This window comes from Spirosoma oryzae (assembly GCF_003002825.1).
Lineage (GTDB): Bacteria > Bacteroidota > Bacteroidia > Cytophagales > Spirosomataceae > Spirosoma > Spirosoma oryzae.
Genome location: NZ_PVTE01000039.1, coordinates 13,779 through 37,147 on the forward strand (window position 1 = coordinate 13,779; position 23,369 = coordinate 37,147).

General features: G+C 57.1%; 20 protein-coding genes. 1 reads left to right on the top strand and 19 read right to left on the bottom strand.

From position 1 onward, the window contains the following. Positions 1 to 56: 56 nt before the first annotated feature. On the top strand, positions 57 to 791 hold the full coding sequence (locus CLV58_RS25870; protein ID WP_106140742.1) for a YoaK family protein: 735 nt from the start codon (positions 57 to 59) through the stop codon (positions 789 to 791). Between the two features lie 30 nt (positions 792 to 821). Here the strand turns inward: CLV58_RS25870 and CLV58_RS25875 are convergent, their stop codons facing one another. The 19 genes from CLV58_RS25875 to CLV58_RS25965 form a co-directional block, all read right to left on the bottom strand. Then, positions 822 to 1,619 carry an MbnP family protein gene (locus tag CLV58_RS25875; protein ID WP_106140743.1) on the bottom strand — a complete coding sequence of 266 codons (798 nt, stop codon included), beginning with the start codon at positions 1,617 to 1,619 and terminating at the stop codon, positions 822 to 824. A gap of 96 nt (positions 1,620 to 1,715) precedes the next feature. Next, positions 1,716 to 4,037, bottom strand: a complete 2,322-nt coding sequence (locus tag CLV58_RS25880; RefSeq protein ID WP_106140744.1) for a TonB-dependent receptor — start codon at positions 4,035 to 4,037, stop codon at positions 1,716 to 1,718. A 116-nt stretch (positions 4,038 to 4,153) separates the two neighbouring features. Beyond that, positions 4,154 to 5,068: a DJ-1/PfpI family protein gene (locus CLV58_RS25885; protein WP_106140745.1), complete on the bottom strand. Its 915-nt coding sequence runs from the start codon at positions 5,066 to 5,068 to the stop codon at positions 4,154 to 4,156. A gap of 52 nt (positions 5,069 to 5,120) precedes the next feature. Further along, entirely contained in the window at positions 5,121 to 6,032 is a 912-nt protein-coding gene (locus CLV58_RS25890; protein WP_106140746.1) for a hypothetical protein, read from the bottom strand. Then, complete coding sequence (locus CLV58_RS25895; RefSeq protein ID WP_106140747.1) at positions 6,029 to 7,153, bottom strand: cytochrome-c peroxidase; 1,125 nt, start codon at positions 7,151 to 7,153, stop codon at positions 6,029 to 6,031. The genes CLV58_RS25890 and CLV58_RS25895 overlap by 4 nt, the downstream gene beginning before the upstream one ends. Beyond that, positions 7,140 to 8,003, bottom strand: a complete 864-nt coding sequence (locus CLV58_RS25900) for an MbnP family protein (RefSeq protein ID WP_106140748.1) — start codon at positions 8,001 to 8,003, stop codon at positions 7,140 to 7,142. The genes CLV58_RS25895 and CLV58_RS25900 overlap by 14 nt, the downstream gene beginning before the upstream one ends. Positions 8,004 to 8,023: 20 nt before the next feature. Further along, positions 8,024 to 8,626: a hypothetical protein gene (locus CLV58_RS25905; protein ID WP_106140749.1), complete on the bottom strand. Its 603-nt coding sequence runs from the start codon at positions 8,624 to 8,626 to the stop codon at positions 8,024 to 8,026. A gap of 18 nt (positions 8,627 to 8,644) precedes the next feature. After that, positions 8,645 to 9,694 carry a cytochrome-c peroxidase gene (locus CLV58_RS25910; protein WP_106140750.1) on the bottom strand — a complete coding sequence of 350 codons (1,050 nt, stop codon included), beginning with the start codon at positions 9,692 to 9,694 and terminating at the stop codon, positions 8,645 to 8,647. A 53-nt stretch (positions 9,695 to 9,747) separates the two neighbouring features. Next, entirely contained in the window at positions 9,748 to 10,665 is a 918-nt protein-coding gene (locus tag CLV58_RS25915; RefSeq protein WP_106140751.1) for an MbnP family protein, read from the bottom strand. A 381-nt stretch (positions 10,666 to 11,046) separates the two neighbouring features. Beyond that, entirely contained in the window at positions 11,047 to 11,424 is a 378-nt protein-coding gene (locus CLV58_RS25920; RefSeq protein WP_106140752.1) for a hypothetical protein, read from the bottom strand. A gap of 74 nt (positions 11,425 to 11,498) precedes the next feature. Next, positions 11,499 to 12,593 carry an endo-1,4-beta-xylanase gene (locus CLV58_RS25925; protein ID WP_106140753.1) on the bottom strand — a complete coding sequence of 365 codons (1,095 nt, stop codon included), beginning with the start codon at positions 12,591 to 12,593 and terminating at the stop codon, positions 11,499 to 11,501. 328 nt (positions 12,594 to 12,921) lie between these two features. After that, on the bottom strand, positions 12,922 to 14,772 hold the full coding sequence (locus tag CLV58_RS25930; RefSeq protein WP_425443565.1) for an alpha/beta hydrolase-fold protein: 1,851 nt from the start codon (positions 14,770 to 14,772) through the stop codon (positions 12,922 to 12,924). Between the two features lie 232 nt (positions 14,773 to 15,004). Continuing rightward, positions 15,005 to 16,123, bottom strand: a complete 1,119-nt coding sequence (locus CLV58_RS25935) for an alpha/beta hydrolase-fold protein (RefSeq protein ID WP_106140755.1) — start codon at positions 16,121 to 16,123, stop codon at positions 15,005 to 15,007. A gap of 84 nt (positions 16,124 to 16,207) precedes the next feature. After that, positions 16,208 to 17,770, bottom strand: coding sequence for a carboxylesterase/lipase family protein (locus CLV58_RS25940; RefSeq protein ID WP_106140756.1), 1,563 nt, complete (start codon positions 17,768 to 17,770; stop codon positions 16,208 to 16,210). A gap of 59 nt (positions 17,771 to 17,829) precedes the next feature. Beyond that, on the bottom strand, positions 17,830 to 18,723 hold the full coding sequence (locus tag CLV58_RS25945) for an alpha/beta hydrolase (RefSeq protein ID WP_106140757.1): 894 nt from the start codon (positions 18,721 to 18,723) through the stop codon (positions 17,830 to 17,832). A gap of 23 nt (positions 18,724 to 18,746) precedes the next feature. Then, positions 18,747 to 19,583 (bottom strand): sialate O-acetylesterase, encoded by an 837-nt coding sequence (locus CLV58_RS25950; protein ID WP_106140762.1) that lies wholly within the window; start codon positions 19,581 to 19,583, stop codon positions 18,747 to 18,749. Positions 19,584 to 19,671: 88 nt separating this feature from the next. Next, entirely contained in the window at positions 19,672 to 20,946 is a 1,275-nt protein-coding gene (locus CLV58_RS25955) for a glycoside hydrolase (protein WP_106140758.1), read from the bottom strand. Between the two features lie 17 nt (positions 20,947 to 20,963). Beyond that, positions 20,964 to 22,535: a glycoside hydrolase family 43 protein gene (locus tag CLV58_RS25960; RefSeq protein ID WP_106140759.1), complete on the bottom strand. Its 1,572-nt coding sequence runs from the start codon at positions 22,533 to 22,535 to the stop codon at positions 20,964 to 20,966. A gap of 27 nt (positions 22,536 to 22,562) precedes the next feature. After that, complete coding sequence (locus CLV58_RS25965) at positions 22,563 to 23,072, bottom strand: VOC family protein (protein WP_106140760.1); 510 nt, start codon at positions 23,070 to 23,072, stop codon at positions 22,563 to 22,565. Positions 23,073 to 23,369: the final 297 nt, after the last annotated feature.

A 23,369-nucleotide genomic window follows, 5' to 3' on the forward strand; every position in this document is an offset into this window, starting at 1 on the left:
GTTACGATAGTGGCCCGGTCAGCTTTGTTGACCAGGCCACTATCCTGTAACCGTATATGTTCAGACATCAGGGAAAGACCCGAACGTTACGCCATAACAAGAAGATTGCTTCGCTGCTTTCGTTCGTAGCCGGCACGGTAAACATCATTGGTTTTCTGTCGGTACAGCGGCTGACAACGAACGTAACCGGTCATTTCGCTTTCTTTATCGACGACGTATTCAAGCTTCAGTTTGCCCGAAGCCTTGTCTATTTCTTCTACATCGCGTCGTTCTTTCTGGGTTCATTTGCGGTGAGTCTGTCCATCGAAGCCCTGTCCCGGCGAAACGAGCGATTCGTGTACAGCATTCCGACGCTGACCGAGAGTTTTATTTTGTCGGTCGTTGCCCTTACCGGACCGGCCCTCATCGCCCTGAACCCCGACCTGGTTGCCTGCATGCTACTGTTCGCCATGGGCCTGCAAAACGCGCTGGTGACCCGCATTTCAGGCGCGATGGTCCGCACGACGCACCTGACCGGCCTGTTTACCGACCTTGGTATCGAGTTGGCTCAACTGTGGTTTCACCCGCAAACCGGGCAGCAAACGAAACTGGTGGCAACCATCCGGCTTCGTATACGCATCATCGCTTACTTTTTTGCGGGTGGCATCGTAGGCGGCATCGGTTATAGCTACGGCTCGATCCATGCCCTGCTGATACCGGCAATTCTACTGCTCGCGGGCCTGGTTTACGACAACGCGAAAGTCAGACTGGCGATCTGGAAGCGCCGGCAAAACCGGATGAAGAACGCGTAACGACGCCCGTGCGCCCCCCTGCCAGCACGCTCAGCGATCAGCAAAGTCGACACCCGTCAGCCGAAACATCCGCGCATAATTATCCGCAACGCCAGCCGACGAGGCAGCAATCATGATGAGGGGCGATTGGGCAATACGAAGCGTACTGGGTCCGTCGAACACCTTTTGCAGATCAGCTTCGATATGCACGCGGGGAACACGACCCTCTGTAACCTGAATCGGAATGCTGCCGGTCGTCAGCGTAACGGTGCGCAGGTTGTTCAGCGTCCGGCTCTGGTAGCCGCCAAACAGACCGATGTGGTACATGAACCGATCATCACCAGCCGATGCCGGTACCTGCGGGGAGTTGCCTTCCAACTTGAAATGGATATACCCGCTGTTCCAGTCCCAGTACATCCCGCCCGTGTGCCCCCCCGCAGGGTCCAGCACGCCGGTGCGCCTGTCGACACTCGCCGTATTGCGCAGACTGTCGACCCCCAGCAGGTAGGATACGCCGGAATACGTACCGGCGGGCAGGTTGTGCAGCCGGATCACCTGCGTGGCTGGGTCAGACGCCCGAATCAGGAAGTAACTGCTGTCCTGCGGAACGACGTAATCGGGGCCGTCGGTACGCTTCAGCCGGATATTCGTCACATAGTAATTGAGCGTACTGACGGTGAACGTCTCACCACCCCCGTTCCGGTACGAGGTACTACCCAACACCAGCGGTTTTGCACCGACCACGTGTTCGAACGCTAACTGCAATTCGCCCCGCTCGACGGCCACCGGCTGATCGCGCATACAGGCCAGAACAAGTAAACTCAGGGTACTCCAGAGCAACAGTCTCATAACGGATAAGGGTTTATTGGGTAAATTTTACAGTCGCACACGCCACCCGATTCGGCCTACTTACCGGGTTCATCATAAACACAATGTCTCCGGGCGCTAGAACTTGCCGGTTAGGGTCGCGCCCAGCATGCGGGGCAGCCCCATCATGTAACTACCGTAGCCAAACGCCATATACCGCACGTCGCCCAGGTTACGTACCCAGAACGCCAGATCGTATCGGTTGCTGGTCACCCCGGCCCGGACATTGACCATCCCATACCCCGGCTGTTGGTAGGCATTGACAAAATCCAGCTGGTATTCGCCGATGTAGCGAAATTCCCCCCGGACAAAAGCGCTGGCGTGTTGAGCCGAATGGGCGAAAGGCACCCCATACTGAACCGCCAGCATCGACTGTAGAGCCGGATTGTTGATCGCCTGGTTGCCTTTGTAATCTTTGACCGCATTGGTGGCCGCATCGAACAGATCTAATTTTTTGTACACGCTGTGTGAGGTGCTGGCCGTCCAGTCGATCTGCAAATTCCTGACCGGCAGGGCTGATACCTCCAGTTCCAGACCGTAGTTATTCATGTCGCCCACGTTCAGCGTGGCGTAGTTTACACCGTCACGGGAAGTAGATACCTGCTGGTCTTTCTGTTGGAAATAAAACAGGGTCAGATTCAGTTTAAGCCGATTGCTGAGGAGGGTGTTTTTACTACCCAGCTCATAGTTATCTGATTTTTCGGGGTCGTAGATGGGATTAGCGGAATTACCGAAATTAAAGCCACCGACTCGGAATCCTTTAGCGTACGACCCATATACCAGCGAATTATCGGTTAGCTTGTAACTCAGGATAAGCTTGGGCGTAAAGGCAGTGAACGTCTTTTTTGAGGTGCTGTCCGGCGACAGCAGCGTTACGACGCCATTCTTGTCGAGCAACGAGTTTTGCGTCAACGCCCGGTGTTCGAGATCATACCGAGTCCCAACCGTCACGTCGAGGGCGGGCGTGATGGCATACGCAGCCTGCCCAAAGAAGGCCACCCCATACCCGCTTCGTTTCCCGTTGCTGATGGAAGCATAGGGCGCGTTCGGATCGAATTGGGCATAATCGGCATCATAATACGTCGTGCTGCCATTTCTTACTTTCTCACTGAACAAAAAGGAACCGGCCGTCCATTTCCATCGCCCGGCATTGGCCGGCGACGAAACGCGTAGTTCCTGCGTCAGTTCGTTTTGCCGGGTAAACGTCGTAAAGCTGATTAGCTGGGCGGGACTGAAATCAAAGTCGAACCGCCCCGGTAGCCAGATGTGGTAATTGACCAAAGCCGTAATCGACGTAAAATTGATCCGACGACCGAAATGTTTGACGGCGACCGACGTGTTGATGTTGGTGCGCCGTTCGGTATTATCCCAGTTACCAAAAACCGTGTACGGGTTGGCGCGGGCCGCGCTGTCGGTAGCCGCCCATGGATAGGCTCCCTTGTCGGTATTGTTCTCGTAGCGGGTGTTCCAGTCGATTGTCCACTTATCCGATACCAGGTATTTCAGGCTCACGTTGCCACTATACGCGTGGTGTTGGTCAAGATAGGTGGTCTCCGGTGTCGGGTTTGAATAAACAGCCCCCCGGTTGTTTGACTGAAAACCGGCATTGACAAACAACCTGTTATTGATAAGCGGGGTATTGACGCCCACGCTGTATCGTTGCTGCCCGTAGTTACCCAGATCGACTTCAGCGAAGGCACTGGTTTTGTTAGTCGGTCGTTTGGTAATCACGTTGAGCACGCCACTATAGGCATTGCGACCGTAGAGTGTCCCCTGCGGTCCCCGTAGAATTTCGATTCGTTCGATATTGTTGAACTGAAAAGGAGCTGAGAAATAATCGAACTGATAGACCCCATCCACGTAGGTAGCCACGGACTGATCATTTGAAAACCCCATTGCCCCCCGAATATTCAAAAAATTGGACCCTGTACTATTCCCATGTTCCACGATAAACGTACTGGGAGCCAGGGCCGTGAGGTCGCTAATCGTCCAAACCCGGTAATCGTTCAGTTGTTTGGCGTTTAGGGAGGTAACCGCCAGGGGAGTGTTTTGCAGCCTCTCTTCGGTTTTATCGGCCGTGACGACTACTTCACTCAGCGCATTGGCGTTATCGGCCAGCGTAATCGTCACCGCCTGTGATGACCCCGTTACGGTCAGCCGTTGGATTTTGGTCGCGTACCCAATGGCGCTGATCTGCAGTTGGTAGTTTCCCTTACCCAGATTCAGTAAAAAGTTTCCGGCTCTGTCGGCCGTCGTTCCGTTTGCGCTGTTTAGTACCGAAATGTTGGCAAAGCCGATGACCTCACCCGAACCGGATCTAACCGTGCCGTTTATTGTTTGCGCGAAACCGCCCATTGCCCACAGGCAGAGCAGCAGCAGCATACTATTCTTAAGTAGCATTGTCTTGCTTGATAGAAAACTGTTAGGACTGTAGCTCACGACTTTGCGACCGGTACGTCCTGCTGTTATCAACGTGATGCCTAAACGGCAGCAGGACCAATGGGATTGAGCGGTGTTCAGTTGGCTTTTATGTAGGCTGCGGGTTCCCGTTTAAAGTGTTGTTTGCACAGTTTTGAACAGAACCCGTAGTACTTGCCTGCATAGTAAGCGGTGTCGGCGGTCGTGATCTTGTCGACAGCCATGTGGCAGACAGGATCGATCTGCGACGCTGGCGTTTCCACCGGTTTCCGCCTACTGGACGTTACTTTTTGGGAGACAGCCAGCTTTGATCGGGTAAGCGGCCGCTTGGCCGGTTTCCCGATGACGAGCCCCGCTTCGGGTTCCCACTTGTCGTACTCCATCAGGCGGGCAATTTGCTGAGCAGCCTGTTGCCCCCGTAATCGCGCTACTACGTGCAGTGCCCCGTCGATACCCGCCGATACACCTGCCGTGGTCACCAGCGACCCGGCATCGACAAAGCGGGTGTGCTCCTTCACGGTCGTTTTGGGCATCATCTGCCGGAGCATGTCGGTAGCGGCCCAGTGCGTCGTAACGGTTTTTCCGTCCAGCAGCCCGGCCTGACCCAGCAGGTAGGTGCCGGTACAAACCGACATTGTCAGTTGCCGCCCGGCGGTAGTTCGTCTTATCCAGTTCACGACGGCCGTGTCGGCCATAACGTCTTCCATCCGACCGCCGGGCACTACCAGAATGTCCGGTTGCGGAACTGTGTTCAGCGTATAGTCGGGCGTTACGGTGAGCATATTCTGCATCATCTTCATGGGGCCGATCTGGCTGGCAACCGTAAATACGCTGGCTCCTTCCATGTGATTGAATACCTCCAGCGGCCCGGCAAAGTCGAGTAGCTCGACACCGGGAAACAGCAGAATCGCAATCTTGACGGGCTTGACCACGGGCGGTTTTGGTTGTGCGCTACCCGAATGAATTGCGCTCAGGAGCGCGAATAGGCAGCAGAAAAGCAGTCGATTTTTCATCGTTGATTTGTGTCTTGGTTATTAGTCCGGACAGGCCGGGAATTTGGGTTTGTTAAAACATGCGCGACAGGTGAATTGCCAGTCGGCTATGCGCCTGAACGAGTCCGTCCGAGATACGCTGCTGAACGGGTAGCTGCGCGTTGACACCAACCACCCAGTTGCCCCGGTAGGCATCCAGCCCCAGCGTAGCCGCTGCCAGATAGCCGCCGGTTTCCTGAATCAGAACGCCGTATTTATGGTCTTTCCGGGCGTATTCGGCGTACAAACCGACACTGGGCATGACGGCCGTAGCCCCCCATTGCTTCACGTAGAAACCGATGAGTGAGCCGTTCACCCGGTTGCCGAAATGATAGCCCTCGGCATTGGTACCGGTGATGCGGGCGTTGGCATCGACGTTCATCCCCCAGCGGTTTACCCGGAGCGTGTAGATACCGTTCAGGACCAGATCGGTTGCGCCGGTACCAGGCTGAAAGTTGGGATTCGCTACGTCCGACAGGTCGGTTTCGCTGTAGCGATGCGCCCCCGTAGCCAGCTTGGCTCCGCCCCCGACCAGCAGGGCGTGCTTGACTACGTGGGCGCTGTCGCGGATACGGGATCTGTCGATCAGTTTGTAGTTGACCAGCACCGTAGCATCGCCCAGCCCCTGCAACCGGCGCACCACGTTGCCCTGCGTCTGCTGGTGAAACTGGTAGGGAGCAATGGCCAGCACCTGCACGCGCCGGAGCGGATAGAACCGCACCCACAGGTCGATCGCCTGAAACGACTCGCGCGAATCGGCCTGGTCGATGTGGTGCCGCGACATGAACGTATCATATCGTTGGGTGCGGTAGCGGAAGCCGACGAAGTGCTTCTGAAACTGCGGGAGTACGCCCAAATAAAAGTTGGTTCCCGAACAGCCACAGACATCACAGGCCCAGCCCGGTATCGACAACAGCAGCAGGGCAAAAAAGAGAAGTCGTTTCATTTCGGCGCAAAGTTGGAATTGGTTAAAAAGTCGCTGTCTGTCAGCGTTTTCAGGAAAGCAATTAATTTGGTCTGCTCATCGGCCGTCAACGGGATGCCCGGCCTGGATTGGCCCAGCCTGGATTGGCCCGGTGTGACGGAGCTGGTCTGCTTCAGCAACGGGTCGAGATTGGGGGTATCTTCCACCCCGTCGGCGTAGTGATTCAGCACCGCTTCCAGCGTTCGGAACCGCCCATCGTGCATGTACGGCCCGGTATGTTCGACGTTCCGCAGACTGGGCACCTTGAAGGTGTACCGGTCTTCCGGCTTTTCGGTGATGTGCGCCCGACCGGCATCCTCACCAAAGGCCAGACTCAGGCCATTGTTGCGGTAACGCTGATCCGTAAACAGCGCCCCGGCATGGCAACTGGCGCACCCCTTGCTGGTAAACAACGCCATTCCCGCCCGTTCGTCGGCGGTCAGCGTGGCCCCGGCTTCCTTGCGGACGTACCGGTCGTAGCGCGAATTGCCCGACACCAGCGTCAGCATAAACTGAGACAGCGCTTGCAGAAACCGGGCGGTCGTCACCTCATCAGTACCGTACGCTTTTTTGAACTGCGCGGTATAGGCCGGATCGTTCCGCAGTTTTTCCAGCACATTGGGCAGCGTTTCGTCCATCTCTACGTGGTTTTCGATGGGCGCAATCGGAAACAAATCCAGATCGAACACCCCGCCATCCCACATGAAAGCCTGGCTCCAGGCCAGATTTTGCAGGGGCAGCGAGTTACGTGTTCCCAGTCGGTTGTCGATGCCGTGGCTCAGGTCGTGGCCGTGGTGCGTGAAGGCATACGCCTGGTTGTGGCACTCGGCGCAGGAAATCGTCCCGTCGCGCGACAGTCGACCGTCGTAGAACAGCATCCGGCCCAGCGCCACGCCTTCTTTCGTCAGCGCGTTATTCTGAAACCGGTATGTCGGCGGGGGGAAATTGGCGGGAACTGTAAACAGCGGTTCGTCCGGTGCGGGCGACGAATCCGTTGCACAGCCTGCCAGCCCCACCAGCCCCGCCAGAGTCAGTCGTTTCAGCCAGCGGGCCACCCGCAGGTGCCGGGGCTGGTGAGCAAGCGGCTGGTTATTTCGGATCATTGTGCACGTGGTCGACCATGAACATCCCTTGCTGATTGTCGGGCAAGCCGAGTTTGGCCGCTGCTTCGGGCGAGTGTATTCCGTTGAACGTCCTGTCTTTGTACAAACTCGTCAGGCTGATCTTCGTGCTGCCATCCATCACCTTGCCGGCATCGACCAGCAGGTGAATCGTGGGCGCGATCCGGGTACGTACCGTGGCCGGTGTGGGCGTCGTCAGCGAAACAACGCGCAGGTTATTGACCGTTTTGCCGGTCATCCCCCCGAAGCCACCCGTATGCAGTTCGTAATAGCCGTTGCGGTCGGCAGGAACGGCCGTCGAGGTGCCTTCCAGCCGCACGAAGATGTAGCCCGAGTTCCACGACCAGTACATATCCACGGCCTGCCCATACGTGCCGGGGTCGAGGGCACCGATTCGCTCGGTAACGGGCGACGCGCTTTTGGTGCTATCCACGCCCAGCACAAAGCTGACACCGGTATAATCGCCCTGCGGAATGTCGGTCAGTTTGACCAGTTGCGAACTGGCCAGCGATTCGCGCACCAGGTAGTAGCTGTTCGGCACGTTGTACGTCGTCCCATCGGCTTTTTTCAGCACGACGTTGCTGACGAAATAGTTGAAGGCGTCGACGGTAAAGGCTTCGCCGAACGAGTTTTTATAGGTCGCCTTTCCCAGAGCGAGGTTCGTACCGCCCACGACATTATCGAATTCGAGGGTCAGCTCGCCGTTCGTTTTGGGGTCGATGACCAGCGCGCCGGGGTCGCTCTGTTCGGTACAGGCAACCAGCGATACGACCAGACTAAGGGCCAAAAACCAGCCAAAACTGCGCTGTCTTATGTGTTGAATAGCGTTCATGTGCGTTAAAAAAAATGAGGTTATCGTTCTTTCATGCCGTCGGCAACCCATTGTTTCAGCGTTCCGATCTGGGTGGTTGTCAGGGCATCGCGCTCGCGGGGCATGAACCCCGACGATCCTTTTGCCCGCTGGACGCGATCCAGCATTTTAGTAATCGTCCCGGCTACTTCCTGGTACTTCAGGAAATTCGGATGGCAACCCGCGAAGCTGCAATTGACCCGTGTGATCGGCAGCACGTCTTTGACGAACGTCACCCCCGACTTCGAGTTAACCAGTACCGCTAGGACATTGTCGAATGACTGCGTACCTGCCGGGTTAGTTACGGTCAACGACACCTGATACGTACCCGGTGCCAGTTTTTCCGATGCGCTGATAACACCGTCGGTATCGACGCTCAACGCCGTGGTAGCGGGCTGACTCGTCAGCGCAAACGTAAAGGGTTCCGTTCCGGTCAGGCCTGGTCGCGAGCTTTTGATGGCCGTGCCTTCCGCCGTTTCCAGCGTGGGCTGGGCGTACGTCAGGTCGGAGGCAAATAAAGCCGGTTCGCTTTTTCGCTGGCAGGACGCTATCAGCAGCAGCCCACTGATGGTCAGCCAGCTGCCATACGTTACTAACGTTTTCATTGTATTCGATGGGCCCAGTTATGGCTTGAAAAGTGGATTTTGGGTAAATGCCTGATCGTTCAGGCTGTTCAGGAAGACCAGCAGCGCCGTGCGTTCGTCGCCCGTCAGCCGCAGCGTTCGCAGCGCCGGGTCCAGCGTAGCCGATGGTCTGATGCCGTTGGCATAGTGGTCGAGCACCTGTTCAAGGGTCTGAAACCGACCGTCGTGCATGTACGGAGCCGTATACGCCAGGTTGCGCAGCGTCGGGGTTTTGAATTTTCCCAGATCGTCGGGCTTTTCGGTAATGCGAAAGCGCCCCATCGCGATTCGTTCGTCGTCGGCCGGGTAGGTATCGTCCAGGCCGTTGTTGTGAAAGCCGCTGTCGGTAAAGAGGTGCGTTTGCCGCGTGTGGCAGCTGGCGCACTTGGCGTCGAAGACGGCCATACCCTGCTTTTCCAGCGCCGACTGCGTGGCCCGCCCCAGCACAACCTGATCGTAGGGTGCCCCGGCCGACACCAGCGTTCGCATGTACTGCGCCAGGGCTTTCAGCACGTTCTGCGTCGATACGGGCGACTCCCGATCGTCGGGAAACGCGGCCCGGAAATGATGTACGTACGCGTCCTTGGTCGACAGTTCACCAGCCAGCGTGGCCACGTTCCGGCTCATCTCGTCGGGGTGCGACAGTGGGCCGATAATCTGCGATTCGAGGTTCGTAGCCCCACCATCCCAGAAAAAACCGCCCGTGTCCCAGGCCAGATTGATCAGGGCGGGCGAGTTCCGGTGCAGTGCCCGGCCCGACACACCCCCGCTGCCCAGTGCTACTCCGTCAGCAAAGGCTTTGTCGGGATGGTGACAGGTGGCGCACGAAACCCGGTTGTTACCCGACAGCGACGCATCGTAAAACAGCATCCGGCCCAGCACCACGCCGGCCAGCGTCGTTGGGTTATAGGGCACAGCCGGTTGCGCCGGGAAATGAGCCGGTTGCGCCAGCAGCGCCATCGCGGGTTCCTGCGGAGCCGGTGTGTCGCCCGGCCGACAGGCTATCGTTCCCAGCGCCAGCAGCAGGCCGATTGAAGCACGTACGTTCATGCGCGGTATGGTCAGCAGCCCCCGCCCGGATGCAGGCGAGGGCTGGCCGGCCTTTATTTCGTGGCTGTCGACAGCGAGAACACGGCCGATCTGGTATTGTCGGCTACCTGCTTCATGTCGGTCAGCGAGCCCGCGTTGACGAATTTATCGTACCGGGTCAGGTTCGGGTCGGCGGCCCAGCCCGAGGGTTTGGTACCTTTGAAATCAGCTACGGCCGGCAGGTTTTTGAACAGGCCCATCAGCTCCGAGGTCAGGTTCACCGCCGAGATGGTGTTGGCTTTGCTGCTGACCGGCGTGTTGAAGGCTACCTCTACCTCCCGGTACTGATCGTTGCCCCCCGTTTCGACGACGAAGCGCTGCGCGGCCGAGAGCGGATCGGCCCCTTTGGCAACGAACGTTCCTTTCGTCCGCAGGAAAATGTAACTCGTCTGCCACGCCCAGCTGGCTACCTGCGCCATCTGGTTAACATCCAGCTCGCCCGCTTTCAGAGCGAAGTTGTTGTTATAGGTCGGATCGACGCCAATGGCGTATTTAACCTTTGTATAGTCGCCCAGCGGTACGTTTACGACGGTAAAATTCTCCCGAATCTTCGGCGCTGACTTAGCCGTGGCCGTAGCCGCACTGGTCGTGCCGTAGTAGTAGAGTGTATCCCGATTTTCGACCAGGTAATAAGTGTCGGGTAGTTTCACCGTTTCGCCGGTCGACTTGGTCAGCTGGATGTTGCTGACCCAGTAGCGAATCTCGTTGAACTGGTACGTGTTGCCCGATGCGTCGGTGAAGCTTTTATTGATCTGAAACGGCTGTCCGTTGACGGTGTGGTTGAACGTAAACGTCATGAGCCCAAGCGTCGGGTCGAAGGCCTGGTTCACCGGAACCTGCTTTTCAATGATCGTTTCGACTTGGTTGGTACACCCCACAAACAAAACCATGACAACACCGACGGTTGCCAGTAGAAGACTGGAGATTTTCATTAGCAAAGAGAATGCGTATGTAATTAGTTGACGAACGCCCACGGGTCGGTGAACCGGCCTTATTAGCTGGCAAGACGACACCGCGATCGGCGTACAAGCTATGCGCCTGTACTCCGCCGGTAGCGTTACGGAATCCGGAAAGAGGCAGGAAGTCGTTTCGGGACAATGGCTCACGATGCCCCCAGTCCCCTGTTCAAAAGGGAGCAGGCTGATACGGTCTGGCTTGCTTAACAATCCTGGTCCGAAAAGACAGGAAGTCAGTCAACCAGTGCGTACCAGTTATGGGAACAAGGGGACGATACAATACCGCGACAGCACGACTGCGCAACAGGTGTCACGGTCGGCATAACGTAAAAAAGCCAGTCCAGGAAACGTCTTCGGCTAGAGCCGGGGTGGGCGGAACAGCCCGTCGAGCGGCCGGGAGAAAGCCGCGACTACATACGTAAAGAAAGGGACAACGGTACGGAAGCGGCTAACGGGCGTAAAGTCGAACAGGCAGGTTGACTCGCAGAAGAGCTGAATCGAGGGCGTGTTCTGCACCCGTTCGGTCGTCTCTTTGTCCTGTTTGTCCTGCTGGGCTTTCAGCTTTTTCGCCAGGTAACACGTACCGTCGCAATGCAGCTCGGGGCGGCTGCGGTTTTCGCAAAGGACTTTAGCGATGTAGTCCTTATTAGCGTGGTAATACGCAATCGTTCCCCACGGGCTAAGCGTGGGTAGCAGTACGGCAAACAGCAGGATGTAGCTGATAAGCGGACGCATTGCGTAAAACGAGTTTTCGCAAAGATACGACCAATTGCGGCTTGAGGAAGTAAACAGGGGCTGACTTTCTACCCCTACTTACCCAGTTTCACCACGCTGTAGAACGCGGGCTTGGGGTTATCGTTGCGGTCGAAGAGGAGCGGGTAGTTGGTGCGACCCCGAACGGGCCAGTTGTTGAGCCAGCTATCGCCGTCATTGACGCCCCAGAACGTGACGCGGCTGACCTTGTCTTTGTGCTTGAGAAACAGCTTGAACAGGGCTTCGTAGTCGGCTGCGAGTTGCTGCTGCACGCTGTCGGGTAGGGCGTCGGGGTACGGGTTCGACGTAGCGTTGGCCGTCATGCGCTGCCCCACATCGGCTCCCTGGACGTTGCGGGGAAGCACCTCGATGTCCAGTTCGGTAAACATCACTTTCAGGCCCAGGGCTGCGTACTGGTTGATACTTTCTTCGATCTCCGCCAGCGGTACCTTACCGACATGCCAGTGCCCCTGAATTCCCACGCCGTCGATACGTACCCCGGCGTCTTTTATCTTTTTGATGATCGCAATGCAGCCGGCCCGTTTGGCGGGTTGCTCGTTATTGTAGTCGTTGTAATACAGCTCCGTACCGGGCGACGCTTCCTGCGCGAGCCGGAACGCGTCGGTGATGTAGGTATCGCCCAGGTGTTGCAGGAATACCGACTTGCGCAGCGTTCCGTCTTCGTTGAGTGCTTCGTTTACCACGTCCCACGAAAAGACCTTGCCTTTGTAGCGCCCGGCCACGGTCTTGATATGGTCGGTGAAGAACGTGCGGAGCGAATCCTGGCTGTGAATGCGCCGAACGAAGCCCGGCAACTGACTGTGCCAGATTAGTGTATGCCCGTTGATTTTGATATTGTGCTTCTGCCCGAATTCGACCAGCTTGTCGGCCATCTCGAACGTATACGTGTCCCAGCCCGGATGCAGCAGCGCCGACTTCATGACGTTTTCTGGCGTCGCCATGTTGAACTGACGGGCGATGAAGGCCGTCGTTTTCGGATCGCGCTCCTCAATCTGCGAAACGTTCAGGCAGGTACCGATGCCGAAGTCATTTTTAAACGCGTCTTTCAGCGACGGGATTGATTGGGCGAGCAGGCTGACTGGTAAGCTCGTTGCGGTTAGCAGTAGTGCTACTACACATTGATTTTTCATGAATTTGTTGAGTAGAGGTTAAGGGGTTGGCTTTTACCCGGCGGTAGCCACCTAGCCCGCCCGCTGAAGGGAAGCACTGTTGACTGTTACTTTACCCCCCAGCCCCCTGAAGGGCAGGGCTGTTAAGTTCTTAAATTAACGCTGACGGTAGCCAAATTACCTTCGGTCCATCTACCCCCCAGCCCCGAAACGTCGGCCCGGCCTAAAGGGGGTGAACTTCATTTGTGGAATGCTCCCCCTTCAGGGGACTGGGGGGTAAAGCGATTGAACACACCTTGTCCGAGAACGTATCCGCTTCAGGGCGGGGAGTCTTTATGACATAGGTATCCTACTGAAACAGCAGTGGGGCGAACATGTACAGGTCGTGCCGCCAGACAGGCCAACTATGCCCACCGGCGTATTCGCTGTACTCGTACTTGATACCCATGTCGTCGAACTTTTTCAGCATGATCTGACCGTTCTGGTGGGCAATATCTTCTTTGCCACCCTCCGAAATCCAGAAGTGTTTCAGGTTGCTGTTGATCGTGCTGGCGTTGTCTTTCATGAACGCGTACTGCGGGTCCGACAGCTTGGGATTGTTGGCAAACCAGCCCGAACTGAACACGCCCAGGTTCGAGAACATACTCGTGTTTTTGATACCCGCGTAGAGCGTCTGCAAGCCACCCATCGACAGACCCGCCAGCGCCCGACTTTTCGCATCGGCGTCGACTCGGAAGCTGCTTTCCACGAAGGGGACGACCGCTCCTTTCAGTTCATTCTCGAAAGTTTTCAGTACGTTTTCATTAAAACCGGCCAGCCCACCCGCATTCGGCACGTTGCCATCCATCATCACCACGAGCATGGGTTTGGCTTTTCCGGCGGCAATCAGGTTATCCAGAATCAGGTCCGTTTTACCCTGTTTCGACCAGCCGCGCTCGTCTTCGCCCCCACCGTGTAGCAGGTACAGCACCGGGTATTTCTGGCTGGTGTTCTGGTCGTAACCCGGTGGGGTGTAAACGTACATCTCGCGCCAGGCATTGAGCGGCTTCGAGTAATAGCGCTTGATGCGGACATCGCCGTGGGGCACGTCTTTCAGCTCGTAAAACGCACCGTCCCGATCCGGAATTTCGATGGCGCTCATCATCCGACCGGCTCCGTAAATCGTCTCACTGCCAGGATCAGCCACGGCTACATCATCGATCACGAGGGCGTAGTAATGAATACCCCGGCTGATGGAATCGGTCGTGACGGTCCAGACACCGGCGGTATCCTTCACCATGTCATATTTCTTGCCGAGGTCGACCTGTACCTTCTGCGCATTCGGTGCTTTGAGCCGGAAAACAACCCGGTTGTCGGGCAGAATCTGCGGGTACTTGCCCGACCGGATGTTGGTCGACGCGGGCGTTCCCAGCACCGTGTACTTGTTCAGCGACGCAACATCGACGGGTTTGAACAGGAACTGCGAAAACATGTACAGCCCGTTTTTCCAGACCTTGAAATCGTGCCCGCCCGACTCCACGTAGTACACGTGTGGTACGTTGTGCTGGTAGAGGTAGTCGTGGGTGCGCTTGCTAAACGGAATCAGGCCGTCGGCGTCACCGCACGAAATCCAGAGCAGTTTCAATTGCTTTCTGGCCGCTTCCGGATCGGGTACCAGTTCCTGCGGCAGTCGGGTGTTGGGAGCCGACGAGAAGCCGCCCACCCACGCAAACTTGTTCAGGTTACCCAGTCCGAAATTGAGCGATTGCCCCCCACCCATCGACAGACCGGCAATGGCGCGATGCTCGCGGTCTTTCAGGGCCGGGTACGTTTTCTCGACGTACGGAATCAAATCGTTGAGCAGGTCTTTTTCGAAGGTGTAAAACGCTTCGACCTTGTCTTTGTCGAAGACGTTGCCCACGGCCCGGTCGTCTTTCATGGCGCGGCCATTGGGCATCACCACAATCATCGGTTCGAGTTTATTCTGGGCGTACAGATTGTCCAGAATCACCTGCGGATTGCCACTCCGGAGCCACTCTTTCTCGTCGCCACCAATGCCGTGGAGGAGGTACAGCACCGGGTATTTTTTCTTTTTCGAAAAGCCGGGGGGCGTGTATACCAGCGCTTTCCGGTTGACGCCCACCGTTTTCGACGCGTACTGCACGCTGTCGATCCGGCCGTGGGCGATGTCCGTGCGGGCAACGTCGAAGCCCTTGGGCATTTCTTTGTCCGCTGGCTGGGCGTGTGCCGCAGTGCCCAGCACCAAAGCCAGCGCGACGTACGACCATTTCAGTAGTGATATTTTCTTCATATTCTGGAAGGATGAATTTGATAGGATTACAGCCGGGCCGCCGGGCGGATGAACAGGACATGTCGGGTTAGAAAATCATGTTCATCCGCCCGGCGGCCCGGCTGTAATCCTATCAAATTCATCCTGTAATCCTGTCAAAAAATTAATTAAACAGCAACGGGGCCAGTTCGTGGAGGCTACGACGCCAGGTCTGGAATTCGTGGCCCGTGTTTTCCGATACGTACGACACAGCTTTGTAGCCGGCGGCTGTCAGATCCGTGGCCGCTTTTTTCACGCCGTCGGGACGCTCGCGGCTGCCGCAGCTCAGGAAAACAAGCTTTGGTTTAGCCTTACCATTGAGGTCTTCGGGGTTGTAGAGGCCACCACTCAGCAGGCCGTAGTACCCGAACGTATCCGGCTTATTCATCGTGATCATTTTGGTTTCCATACCACCCATCGACAGACCCGCCATCGCCCGATTGTCGCGGTTGGCGAGTGTACGGAAATTCGCGTCGACGTACGGGATCAGCTCATCGGTCAGGACGGTCTGGAACGGGTCGATTTTAAACTCCCGGATTTTGCCCCATTTCACTTCGTTAGTCATACCGTAGGTCATCACGATGATGAACGGCTTCGTTTTGTTCTCGGCGATCAGGTTATCCATAATCAGGTTGGCGTGGCCCTGATTGCTCCAGGCGGTTTCGTCTTCGCCCCAGCCGTGTTGCAGGTATAGCACCGGGTATTTTTTCGACTTGTCGGTCGCGTAGCCCGGCGGGGTGTAAACAAACGCCCGGCGCGACGTACCCGTACTTTTCGAGGGGAACAGAATCTGCTGCACGTTGCCATGCGGTACGGCTTTCAGTTCATAAAACGCCTGATCGTGGGCCGGAATCTCGATACCACTTTCCCAGCGTACGGAGCCGTAGAAATTCTGCGCACCGGGGTCGTTGAACTTGCCGCCGTCGACCGTGACATTGTAGTAGTGAAAGCCCTCATCCATCGGTCCTTCGGTGGTGCCGGTCCAGAAGCCGTCGGCTCCTTTGGTGAGCTTCGTTCCGCCCCGTCCGCCCAGGCCCAGGCTGACTTTCACGCTGTCGGCTTTGGGCGCGTTGATGCGGAAGCGGGCATACCCCTGCGAGTTGACCTGCGGGTATTCCTGCCCCGGCTGATTCAGGGCCGATGGCTTGAAATCATCGGCGGGGGCCGACTGACTGGCTTGCGAAAAAGCGTCGGCGCTGAACAGGCTGGCAGCAAGCAGCAGCGCGGTTGTTGTACGTGTCATTGATTCGTTGGTTAAGGAGGTATTAGCCGATTGTTTTCGTTTTGACTCGTAGGGTCGACAGGTTTTGAAAACCTGTCGACCCTGTCACTTAGCCCAGGATTTACCCTCGGGGGTCCGTCGCCAGCTGAAGTACCGATCCAGTACAGTCAACGCGGCAAGGCTGGGCACTGGTCCCACGTGCGGGGTCTGGCTGAAATACAGGACAGCCGGTTTGGCGCTGGTGAAGACGGGCCATTGCGGTACGCCCGTCCCGTTCGGGTCGCCGTGTTTGGCAAAGTTGGTCCAATACGTACCCATCGCATCCGAAATGGCAAGGTCTGTTTTCGTCGTTTGCGGATTGGCCGGATCGATATGCCCGAACACGTAAGACACCTCCTGCCCATGCCCCGAACCATAGCCGGCTTTGGGTGAGTCGACGGGATAAGCGGGGTGCTGATCGAAATAATAGTAGAACACCTTTTGCTTGCTGGTCTTGGCCTGCAAAGTGGCCCAGCTCCAGGTCTGCCAGCCGAAAGCCGCATCGCGCATCAGGTCACGGGCCGTTTTGGGAACGGTGTTCGAACCGACCGGATAGGCCTTGAGGAGATCATCGGCGAACGGGCCGTACCGTTTCTTCGTGCTTTCGATGTACTCGTCGGGGCTTTTGGGCGGGGAAAAACTGGCTCCTTCGTCGGAGTTGTAGCCAACCAGAATGGGCGTCTGGTTGTACTTACCCGCTTCGTACAACGTGTGCTGATCGTCAGGAATGACGTAGCCATCGACAATGGGCCAGGATGAGCCAACGCCCCAGCCACCCGGTAGTTTGTCGGCCTCGATCTTGCGTAAGTCGGCAAGTGACGACGCACCGGCTTTCTGCGCGTAAGCCTCACCCGCTTTTTCGGCTTCGTCCAGCCGCTTCATGTTTTCGCCCGGATACGTAGTGGGACGCGTTGGACCGAAGGAGCCCCCGCTTTGGGAAATAGCACCGTGGAACAGACCTTTGGCCTGCGGAGACGCGCACAACATGCTGACGGCAATACCGCCCGCCGACTCGCCGAAGATGGTCACTTTCGATGGGTCACCACCGAACGCGGCAATATTCTGCTGCACCCAGTTGAGCCCGGCAATCATATCCAGCAAGCCGTAGTTACCCGATACGTGCTGCGGATTTTCGGCGCTCAGCTGCGGGTGCGCCAGAAAGCCCAGCGGCCCAACCCGGTAAGCGATACTGACCACGACGACGCCTTTCTGCGCCAGCTTCTCCCCGCTGTAATTGGGGTCAGACGTAGCCCCGAAACCGAAGCCACCGCCGTAAATCCAGACGAGCACGGGGATGCGTTCGTTAGCCGTTTTGGCCGGGCTCCAGACATTCAGGTACAGGCAGTCTTCGCTTTTGCCCGACGGTGTGTTGCCGCCCTGCACGGCTGCGGGCGCAAACTTGCTGGCGTCGCGAACGTCGGCCCATTTGGCGACCGGCTGGGGCGCTTTCCACCGCAAATCGCCGACGGGTGGAGCCGCAAACGGAATTCCCCGGTAGACAGTCAGTCCATCTTCAACGGTTCCCCGAACCAGCCCCCCCTCGACCCTGACGGGGGCGGGCTGCTGGGCGAAGGCAGTGACACTGGTCAGCAACAACGCGAGTGCGACGAACGAATATATCTTTTTCATGGTGTATGGGATTCTCTGTAACAACTGATTAACGTAAGTCGACGTACTCATTCTACTCGTCACCTGATCCAGTTATTGCGCTTCATCCAGTCGAAGAGCGGGTCGATCCAGCCGGGTTGTCGGAAAATGAAACCGTGGTCGCCTTTGGGGTAGACGTGCATCTCGACGGGAATTTTCTGATGACGCAATGCTTCGAAATACGCGATGCTGTTGTCGACGTCGACCACCTTGTCATCGGCCGCGTGGGTCAGGTAGGTCGGGGGCGTGTTGGGCCGTATCTGCGATTCGTTGGAGAACAGTTCGATAGTCTGCCGCGACGGATTCTTGCCGAGCAGATTGTCCCGTGAGCCCCGGTGCGCGAGGCTGTCCCGCATGCTGATTACCGGGTAGATCAGCACCTGAAAGTCGGGGCGCAGGCTGGTGTTGCCGGGGTTGTCGATCTGCGCTTTGTCGAAATGCGTCGCTTCGGTCGACGCCAGGTGACCGCCCGCCGAGAAACCCATGATACCAACTTTCCCCGGATCGATGCCCCATTTGGCAGCGCCTTCGCGCACCCGTTTGATAGCCTGCTGCGCGTCCTGCAACGGTCCTATAGTTTTGTCGATCATAGTCGAATCGCTGGGTAGCCGGTACTTGAGCACGAAAGCCGCTACACCTTTCTGCGCCAGCGCTTTCGCCGTACCGATCCCTTCACCCTGATAGACCACGACGCCGTACCCCCCGCCGGGAATAACGACGACCGCCGTACCAGTGGCGATGGCTTTGTCGGGCAAATAAACTTCCAGCGTCGGCATCGTGATCCCCCGGTACACGCCCGGTGACGACTGTACTTCCTTCACCGACGATGGCTTCGCGTTGGGCACGTTACCAACATACAAGGGAATGATTTCCTGCGCCTGTGCCGACAAGCCAGACGCCAGCAGCAATACCAATAACTGACAGCTCTTTTTCATGGTAACAAAGAACGGTTTCCGGTTTAGTCTTCGGCTTTAACGGTATAGCCCAGCAAGGTCAGCATCTGGTAGGCGTAGCGTTTACCCAGCTTGCGATACCCGGCCGCGTCGAAGTGCAGGTTGTCGGCCGAATCGGTACAGCCCGCCGACGAGATGACATGGGCCGTCGGGACCGTCTGGGGCAGTGTAGCGATGATTCGGTTCATACCCGCACAGATGCCGCCCTGATCGGCGTTGACCGTTTCGCCGGCCAGCAGTGGCACGGAGTTCGGCGGCAAACCAAGATCAGCCAGCAGGTTGTCGTACACCTTTTTTACCTTCTTCGTCCACAGCGAATCGTTGGGGTTCGACTCGCCCTGATGCAACAGAATACCTTTGATTACGCCGTCCCGCTGCGCCCGTTTCCCCATCTCGACCAGCCGGGCGTAGGGATTACCATCGTAGGCTTTCACCATACCGAGCATCCATCCCGGTGCCGTTGTCAGGTACGATTGATATACGTCCTTGTCGAACAGTTCAATTTTGCAGCCGCCCACGGCCACGTCGATCACGCCCACCCGCGTCGTCGGCGGCAGGTATGTCAGGAGTGTGCGCCCGAAGTAATCGGCGGGTGTCAGGCCGGTTTTGCAGCGACACAAGGGGGGGATGGCGGTGTACCAGTTTCCCTTTGTCCGGCCCAGATCGGGACAGTCGACGGCTTCCAGTACCTGAAACCGGGGGTCGACGCCAACCGTATCCTGTGGCTCGAAGCGGGCGTTTCCTTCCATATTCGACTGCCCCAGGCAGAGGTAGACGTGGAAATTCGGGTCCTGCGCCAGCGCGGGCAGCGTCAGCAGCAGCAGACCGGCCAGGAACATCATCGTTCCTACACGGTTCGGGACAAGATCGGTTGCTTTATCAAAAACGGATGGCCAGTTCATAATTTGGTAAGGTTAGGTGGTTTGGAGGCTAGTTAATCACCAGCGTCGTCATACTTTCCACGGGGAAGTCGAGTGTTAGGGTGTTGCCGGAAACGGTGAGGGTTTTCTTGTCCAGTGTGGCCGTTTCAGTTGTTGTGTACGTCGTAGCCGAGCTGGCCGACAAGCCGGAAAACTGTACGTTTTTCACCGGATAATTATTTGTATTGATGATCTCGACAATAGTCTGATTTCCGCTTTTATAGGCGGTCACCTTCAGGAAATAATTGGCCGTAGCCGCCACGTCGATGCGCACTGCCCCCGGCCGGACGAAGCGGGAAAAGTGCGAGAAGGCATAGCCGCGTTTCTGCACTTCACCGTTGGTCGTGCCCTGTTCCCCGTCGCCGATAAACGAATAGTAGCGTTGCAGGTACCACCAGATGTAGGCGTTCCAGTTGCTGCTCATGCCGTTGTGTACCCCGGTCAGCATATCCAGACTTTCCAGCCACTTATCGTGCGCTGAACGGGAGGCCCAGGGCACGGTCCCGGTGTTACCCGTGTTCAGGTTGAGCAGGTATTCAGTCATCCAGATTTCTTTCTTTTGCTGAATGGCCGTCGGGAAGGTCGCCGTGCCACCCGCGCCGTAGGTATGCCCCGCCACGACGTCGAACCGGGCGGCAGCGTCGGCGTCGGACAGTAGCGCGTTGGTCATCTGCGCGTTGAAATTCAGCGATTCGGGAGCCACTACCTTCACACCCGTAATCTGACCGGGTGCTTTCAGGAAGGCGATCATCTCAGCCGCCGTCCAGTCGCATGATTCGTAGGAAGGCGACCAGTCGGGTTCGTTCTGAATCGATACCGCGTCGATTTTCGCCCCTTTGCTGGCCATGTAGGCAACGTATTCGTTGATATAATCCTTGAAGGCCTTGTAGTTTTCGGGCAGCAGTCGACCGCCCACGTCGCTGTTGTTGCTTTTCAGCGCGGGCGGTGGCGACCACGGGCAGGCCAGCACCTTCACGTTGCGTTTGTTGGCTTCCTTGATCGACTCCACGATAAGCGGCCAGTCGTTTTTATTCGACGATAGCCGTACCCGGAACAGACTCAGGCCCAATTGTCCATCGCCCGTTTCGAAGGCTTTTGCTGCGTCGGAAGCCTGTAATGTCTGCGTACCCCACATCCGGTTGGCTCCGCCAAAACCCGTGATGGTCTGGTAGGTCGTCTGCGGTTTCAACTCGAATTTCACGGTGGGTGGCGTTGGCTCCTCAGCGGGTTTCGTACAGCCCGACAATAGCCCGGCCAGCGCAAGTACGTAAAGGGTAGTTTTCATGGAACGGTGGAATGGGTCTACCGCGTGGGCTGCTCGATACGGAAATAATCAAAATCAGCGTACCCACCCGTTTCCGGTCGGACCGCCGAAGCGGTGGCGTAGGTAAACAGCCCGAAGCGGTAGCCCATGAAATGCGGAATGGTGTAGGGCATCCTGATCGGCTCCCCAATGGCAGACCACGTCTTGCCGTCGAGACTGTAGAAGAAACGACCGGTATCTTTCCGGTCGCGGAAATCGCATTCGGCTTTCAGGTACACGATCGACGCCGACAGCGGCACCCGCTGCATCTCCACCGCTTTGCCCGACGCGGCACTGACCATCACGATGGCTCGGGTACCGTCTGTCTGCTTTACACCCACCAACCCGTACTGTTTCTGCAACAGGCTCAGTCCCGCGAAATCACCGTCGGTTAGTTTCGTCACGTCGAGCCGGGTCGAGCCGGTGCACTGGGGTCCGATAGTCCGCTGCGTCAGCGTGTTGCGGGCGGTTACGAACGAGGTGTCCGTACGGCCGGTTTTCAGGCGCAGAAAGCCTTTTCGCTTCGAAACAGACCACAGGCTATTGTCGGGATTGTGGTTCCACTGCCATACCAGCGGCAGCGCCGGTTCGCCTTTTTTGCGGGTAAATTCATCCGACGCGACAATGCCGGGAATCAGCCCCTTGCTGGCGGGCAGGTCGAGCGTTTGCGGCACTTTTCCGTCGACGCCCAGCACGGGCCACCCGTCTTGCCACGTTACCGGCACCAGGTACGGGATGCGGCCCACGCCCCCAAAATCACGGAACAGGTACGCAAACCACCGACCGTCGGGCGTGTCGATCAGGCCACCCTGCGCAACGCCCAGGTCCTGCAAGCCGATCCGGCCTTCCCAGGGACCGGTAAGTTTGTCGGCGCGGTGAATCACGACGGTTCGCATACCACCCTGTGGCCAGGTAATGTTGAAGAGGTAGTATTTACCGTTGACCTTGAGCAGCTGCGACCCTTCGGCGGGTAGCCCCCGACCCGTGCCCGACGGCGCGCTGGCGTTTTCGATAAGCACCCGCTCGGTACCGGGTTTCTCGCCCGACACGTCGGCGGTCAGTTCGACAATGCGAAGTTTACCCGCGCCGTAGACCATGTACACCCGGCCGTCGTCGTCGAAAAACAGGCTGTGATCGTGGAGAGACGGTTTGAACGACACGGCTTTCCAGGGACCCTTCTCGATGTTTTTCGTGGTGTACACATGCGTCCGGCCCGTTGGCTGGGCAAAGGTGGTGGCGTAGTAGGTCCCGTTATGAAAACGCAGGCTACTGGCCCACGAACCCCGCCCGTAGGTACTTTGCCCGTTCGTCAGGTTCAGCGCGTCGACGGTGACCAGCGTGTCGTAGGCGTAGCTGACCAGCTTCCAGTTGACCAGATCGGTCGATTTCATAATCGGCAGGCCCGGACTCAGATGCATGGTCGTGCTGCTCATGTAGTACGTCTTGCCCACTCGGATCATGGCCAGATCAGGCACGTCGGCAAAAATGATCGGGTTGGTCGCTTGCTGCGCCAGCATCGGCGTTCCCGACAGCGTCAGCAACCCGGCCAGGCAAATCAACAGGTGTTTCATAAGCTGAATCTGGTTCAGAACCGGGTTCTAGTTGAGCGGGCCAATGAGTTCGATAAATGTACCGTCGGGGTCCTGCACCAGCACGAAATGTGCCTTGTCGTTAAGGGGCGTCGGCGTGCTACCCCGGAAGGGCACGTTCATTTTCGTCAGCCGGTCGACGATCGGTTTCAGCGCCTTCACGTTGATGGTGATGTACTGCATGCCCGTATCGTCCTGAATAAATTTCGGCTTGGGATGACCCGCTTTTTTGCCGAAACTCATCAGCTTCCAGTCGGTGGCATCGGGGCTGTTTTCCAGTTTAAGAATTGTTACCTGCGTCGATGCTCCGTTGGCCAGTCCCGACCGTTTGGAGAACTCGTCGTTGATCGTGAAGCTGCCGGTTTTAACCATACCAATGCCGTTGACGTAGAAGTCGAGCGATTTGTCGAGGTCGGCCACAACCACGCCGATCCCGATTACCTTACTCGTAAAATTGGATTGGGCCACAGCCAAATGGCACAGCAACAAAGCGAGTATGAACAGCGATACTGTTTTCATGTATGCGTTTCGTTTTTGTAGTTACCCACATCCCCGAAAGAGCAGGGCTGTTGAGTACTTAAATTGACACTGGTGGTGGCCAAGTTTCCTTCGACTAACCGTCCGTCCCAGCCCCCGAAAGGGCAGGGCGGTTAAGTTCTGGTGAACTGTACCCCCCAGCCCCCTAAAGGGGGGAACTTCATTGGTGGAATGCTCCCCCTTTAGAGGTTGTTTGGGGAAGGCGTTTTGAGGTAAATGTGAGAGTCGGTGCGTAGCTTGAGGTGTCTAATCTACGAGCTTATGCAAACCCGTTTTCAC

Excerpts from the sequence above, each read along its gene's own strand:
- CLV58_RS25885 (WP_106140745.1), bottom strand. The coding sequence starts at position 5,068 with ATGAAAAATCGACTGCTTTTCTGCTGCCTATTCGCGCTCCTGAGCGCA.
- CLV58_RS25935 (WP_106140755.1), bottom strand. The coding sequence starts at position 16,123 with ATGACACGTACAACAACCGCGCTGCTGCTTGCTGCCAGCCTGTTCAGC.
- CLV58_RS25905 (WP_106140749.1), bottom strand. The coding sequence starts at position 8,626 with ATGAAAACGTTAGTAACGTATGGCAGCTGGCTGACCATCAGTGGGCTG.
- CLV58_RS25900 (WP_106140748.1), bottom strand. The coding sequence starts at position 8,003 with ATGAACGCTATTCAACACATAAGACAGCGCAGTTTTGGCTGGTTTTTG.
- CLV58_RS25940 (WP_106140756.1), bottom strand. The coding sequence starts at position 17,770 with ATGAAAAAGATATATTCGTTCGTCGCACTCGCGTTGTTGCTGACCAGT.
- CLV58_RS25870 (WP_106140742.1), top strand. The coding sequence starts at position 57 with ATGTTCAGACATCAGGGAAAGACCCGAACGTTACGCCATAACAAGAAG.
- CLV58_RS25915 (WP_106140751.1), bottom strand. The coding sequence starts at position 10,665 with ATGAAAATCTCCAGTCTTCTACTGGCAACCGTCGGTGTTGTCATGGTT.
- CLV58_RS25910 (WP_106140750.1), bottom strand. The coding sequence starts at position 9,694 with ATGAACGTACGTGCTTCAATCGGCCTGCTGCTGGCGCTGGGAACGATA.
- CLV58_RS25890 (WP_106140746.1), bottom strand. The coding sequence starts at position 6,032 with ATGAAACGACTTCTCTTTTTTGCCCTGCTGCTGTTGTCGATACCGGGC.
- CLV58_RS25945 (WP_106140757.1), bottom strand. The coding sequence starts at position 18,723 with ATGAAAAAGAGCTGTCAGTTATTGGTATTGCTGCTGGCGTCTGGCTTG.
- CLV58_RS25955 (WP_106140758.1), bottom strand. The coding sequence starts at position 20,946 with ATGAAAACTACCCTTTACGTACTTGCGCTGGCCGGGCTATTGTCGGGC.
- CLV58_RS25895 (WP_106140747.1), bottom strand. The coding sequence starts at position 7,153 with ATGATCCGAAATAACCAGCCGCTTGCTCACCAGCCCCGGCACCTGCGG.
- CLV58_RS25880 (WP_106140744.1), bottom strand. The coding sequence starts at position 4,037 with ATGCTACTTAAGAATAGTATGCTGCTGCTGCTCTGCCTGTGGGCAATG.
- CLV58_RS25965 (WP_106140760.1), bottom strand. The coding sequence starts at position 23,072 with ATGAAAACAGTATCGCTGTTCATACTCGCTTTGTTGCTGTGCCATTTG.
- CLV58_RS25875 (WP_106140743.1), bottom strand. The coding sequence starts at position 1,619 with ATGAGACTGTTGCTCTGGAGTACCCTGAGTTTACTTGTTCTGGCCTGT.
- CLV58_RS25960 (WP_106140759.1), bottom strand. The coding sequence starts at position 22,535 with ATGAAACACCTGTTGATTTGCCTGGCCGGGTTGCTGACGCTGTCGGGA.
- CLV58_RS25920 (WP_106140752.1), bottom strand. The coding sequence starts at position 11,424 with ATGCGTCCGCTTATCAGCTACATCCTGCTGTTTGCCGTACTGCTACCC.
- CLV58_RS25950 (WP_106140762.1), bottom strand. The coding sequence starts at position 19,583 with ATGATGTTCCTGGCCGGTCTGCTGCTGCTGACGCTGCCCGCGCTGGCG.
- CLV58_RS25930 (WP_425443565.1), bottom strand. The coding sequence starts at position 14,772 with ATGCCCAAGGGCTTCGACGTTGCCCGCACGGACATCGCCCACGGCCGG.
- CLV58_RS25925 (WP_106140753.1), bottom strand. The coding sequence starts at position 12,593 with ATGAAAAATCAATGTGTAGTAGCACTACTGCTAACCGCAACGAGCTTA.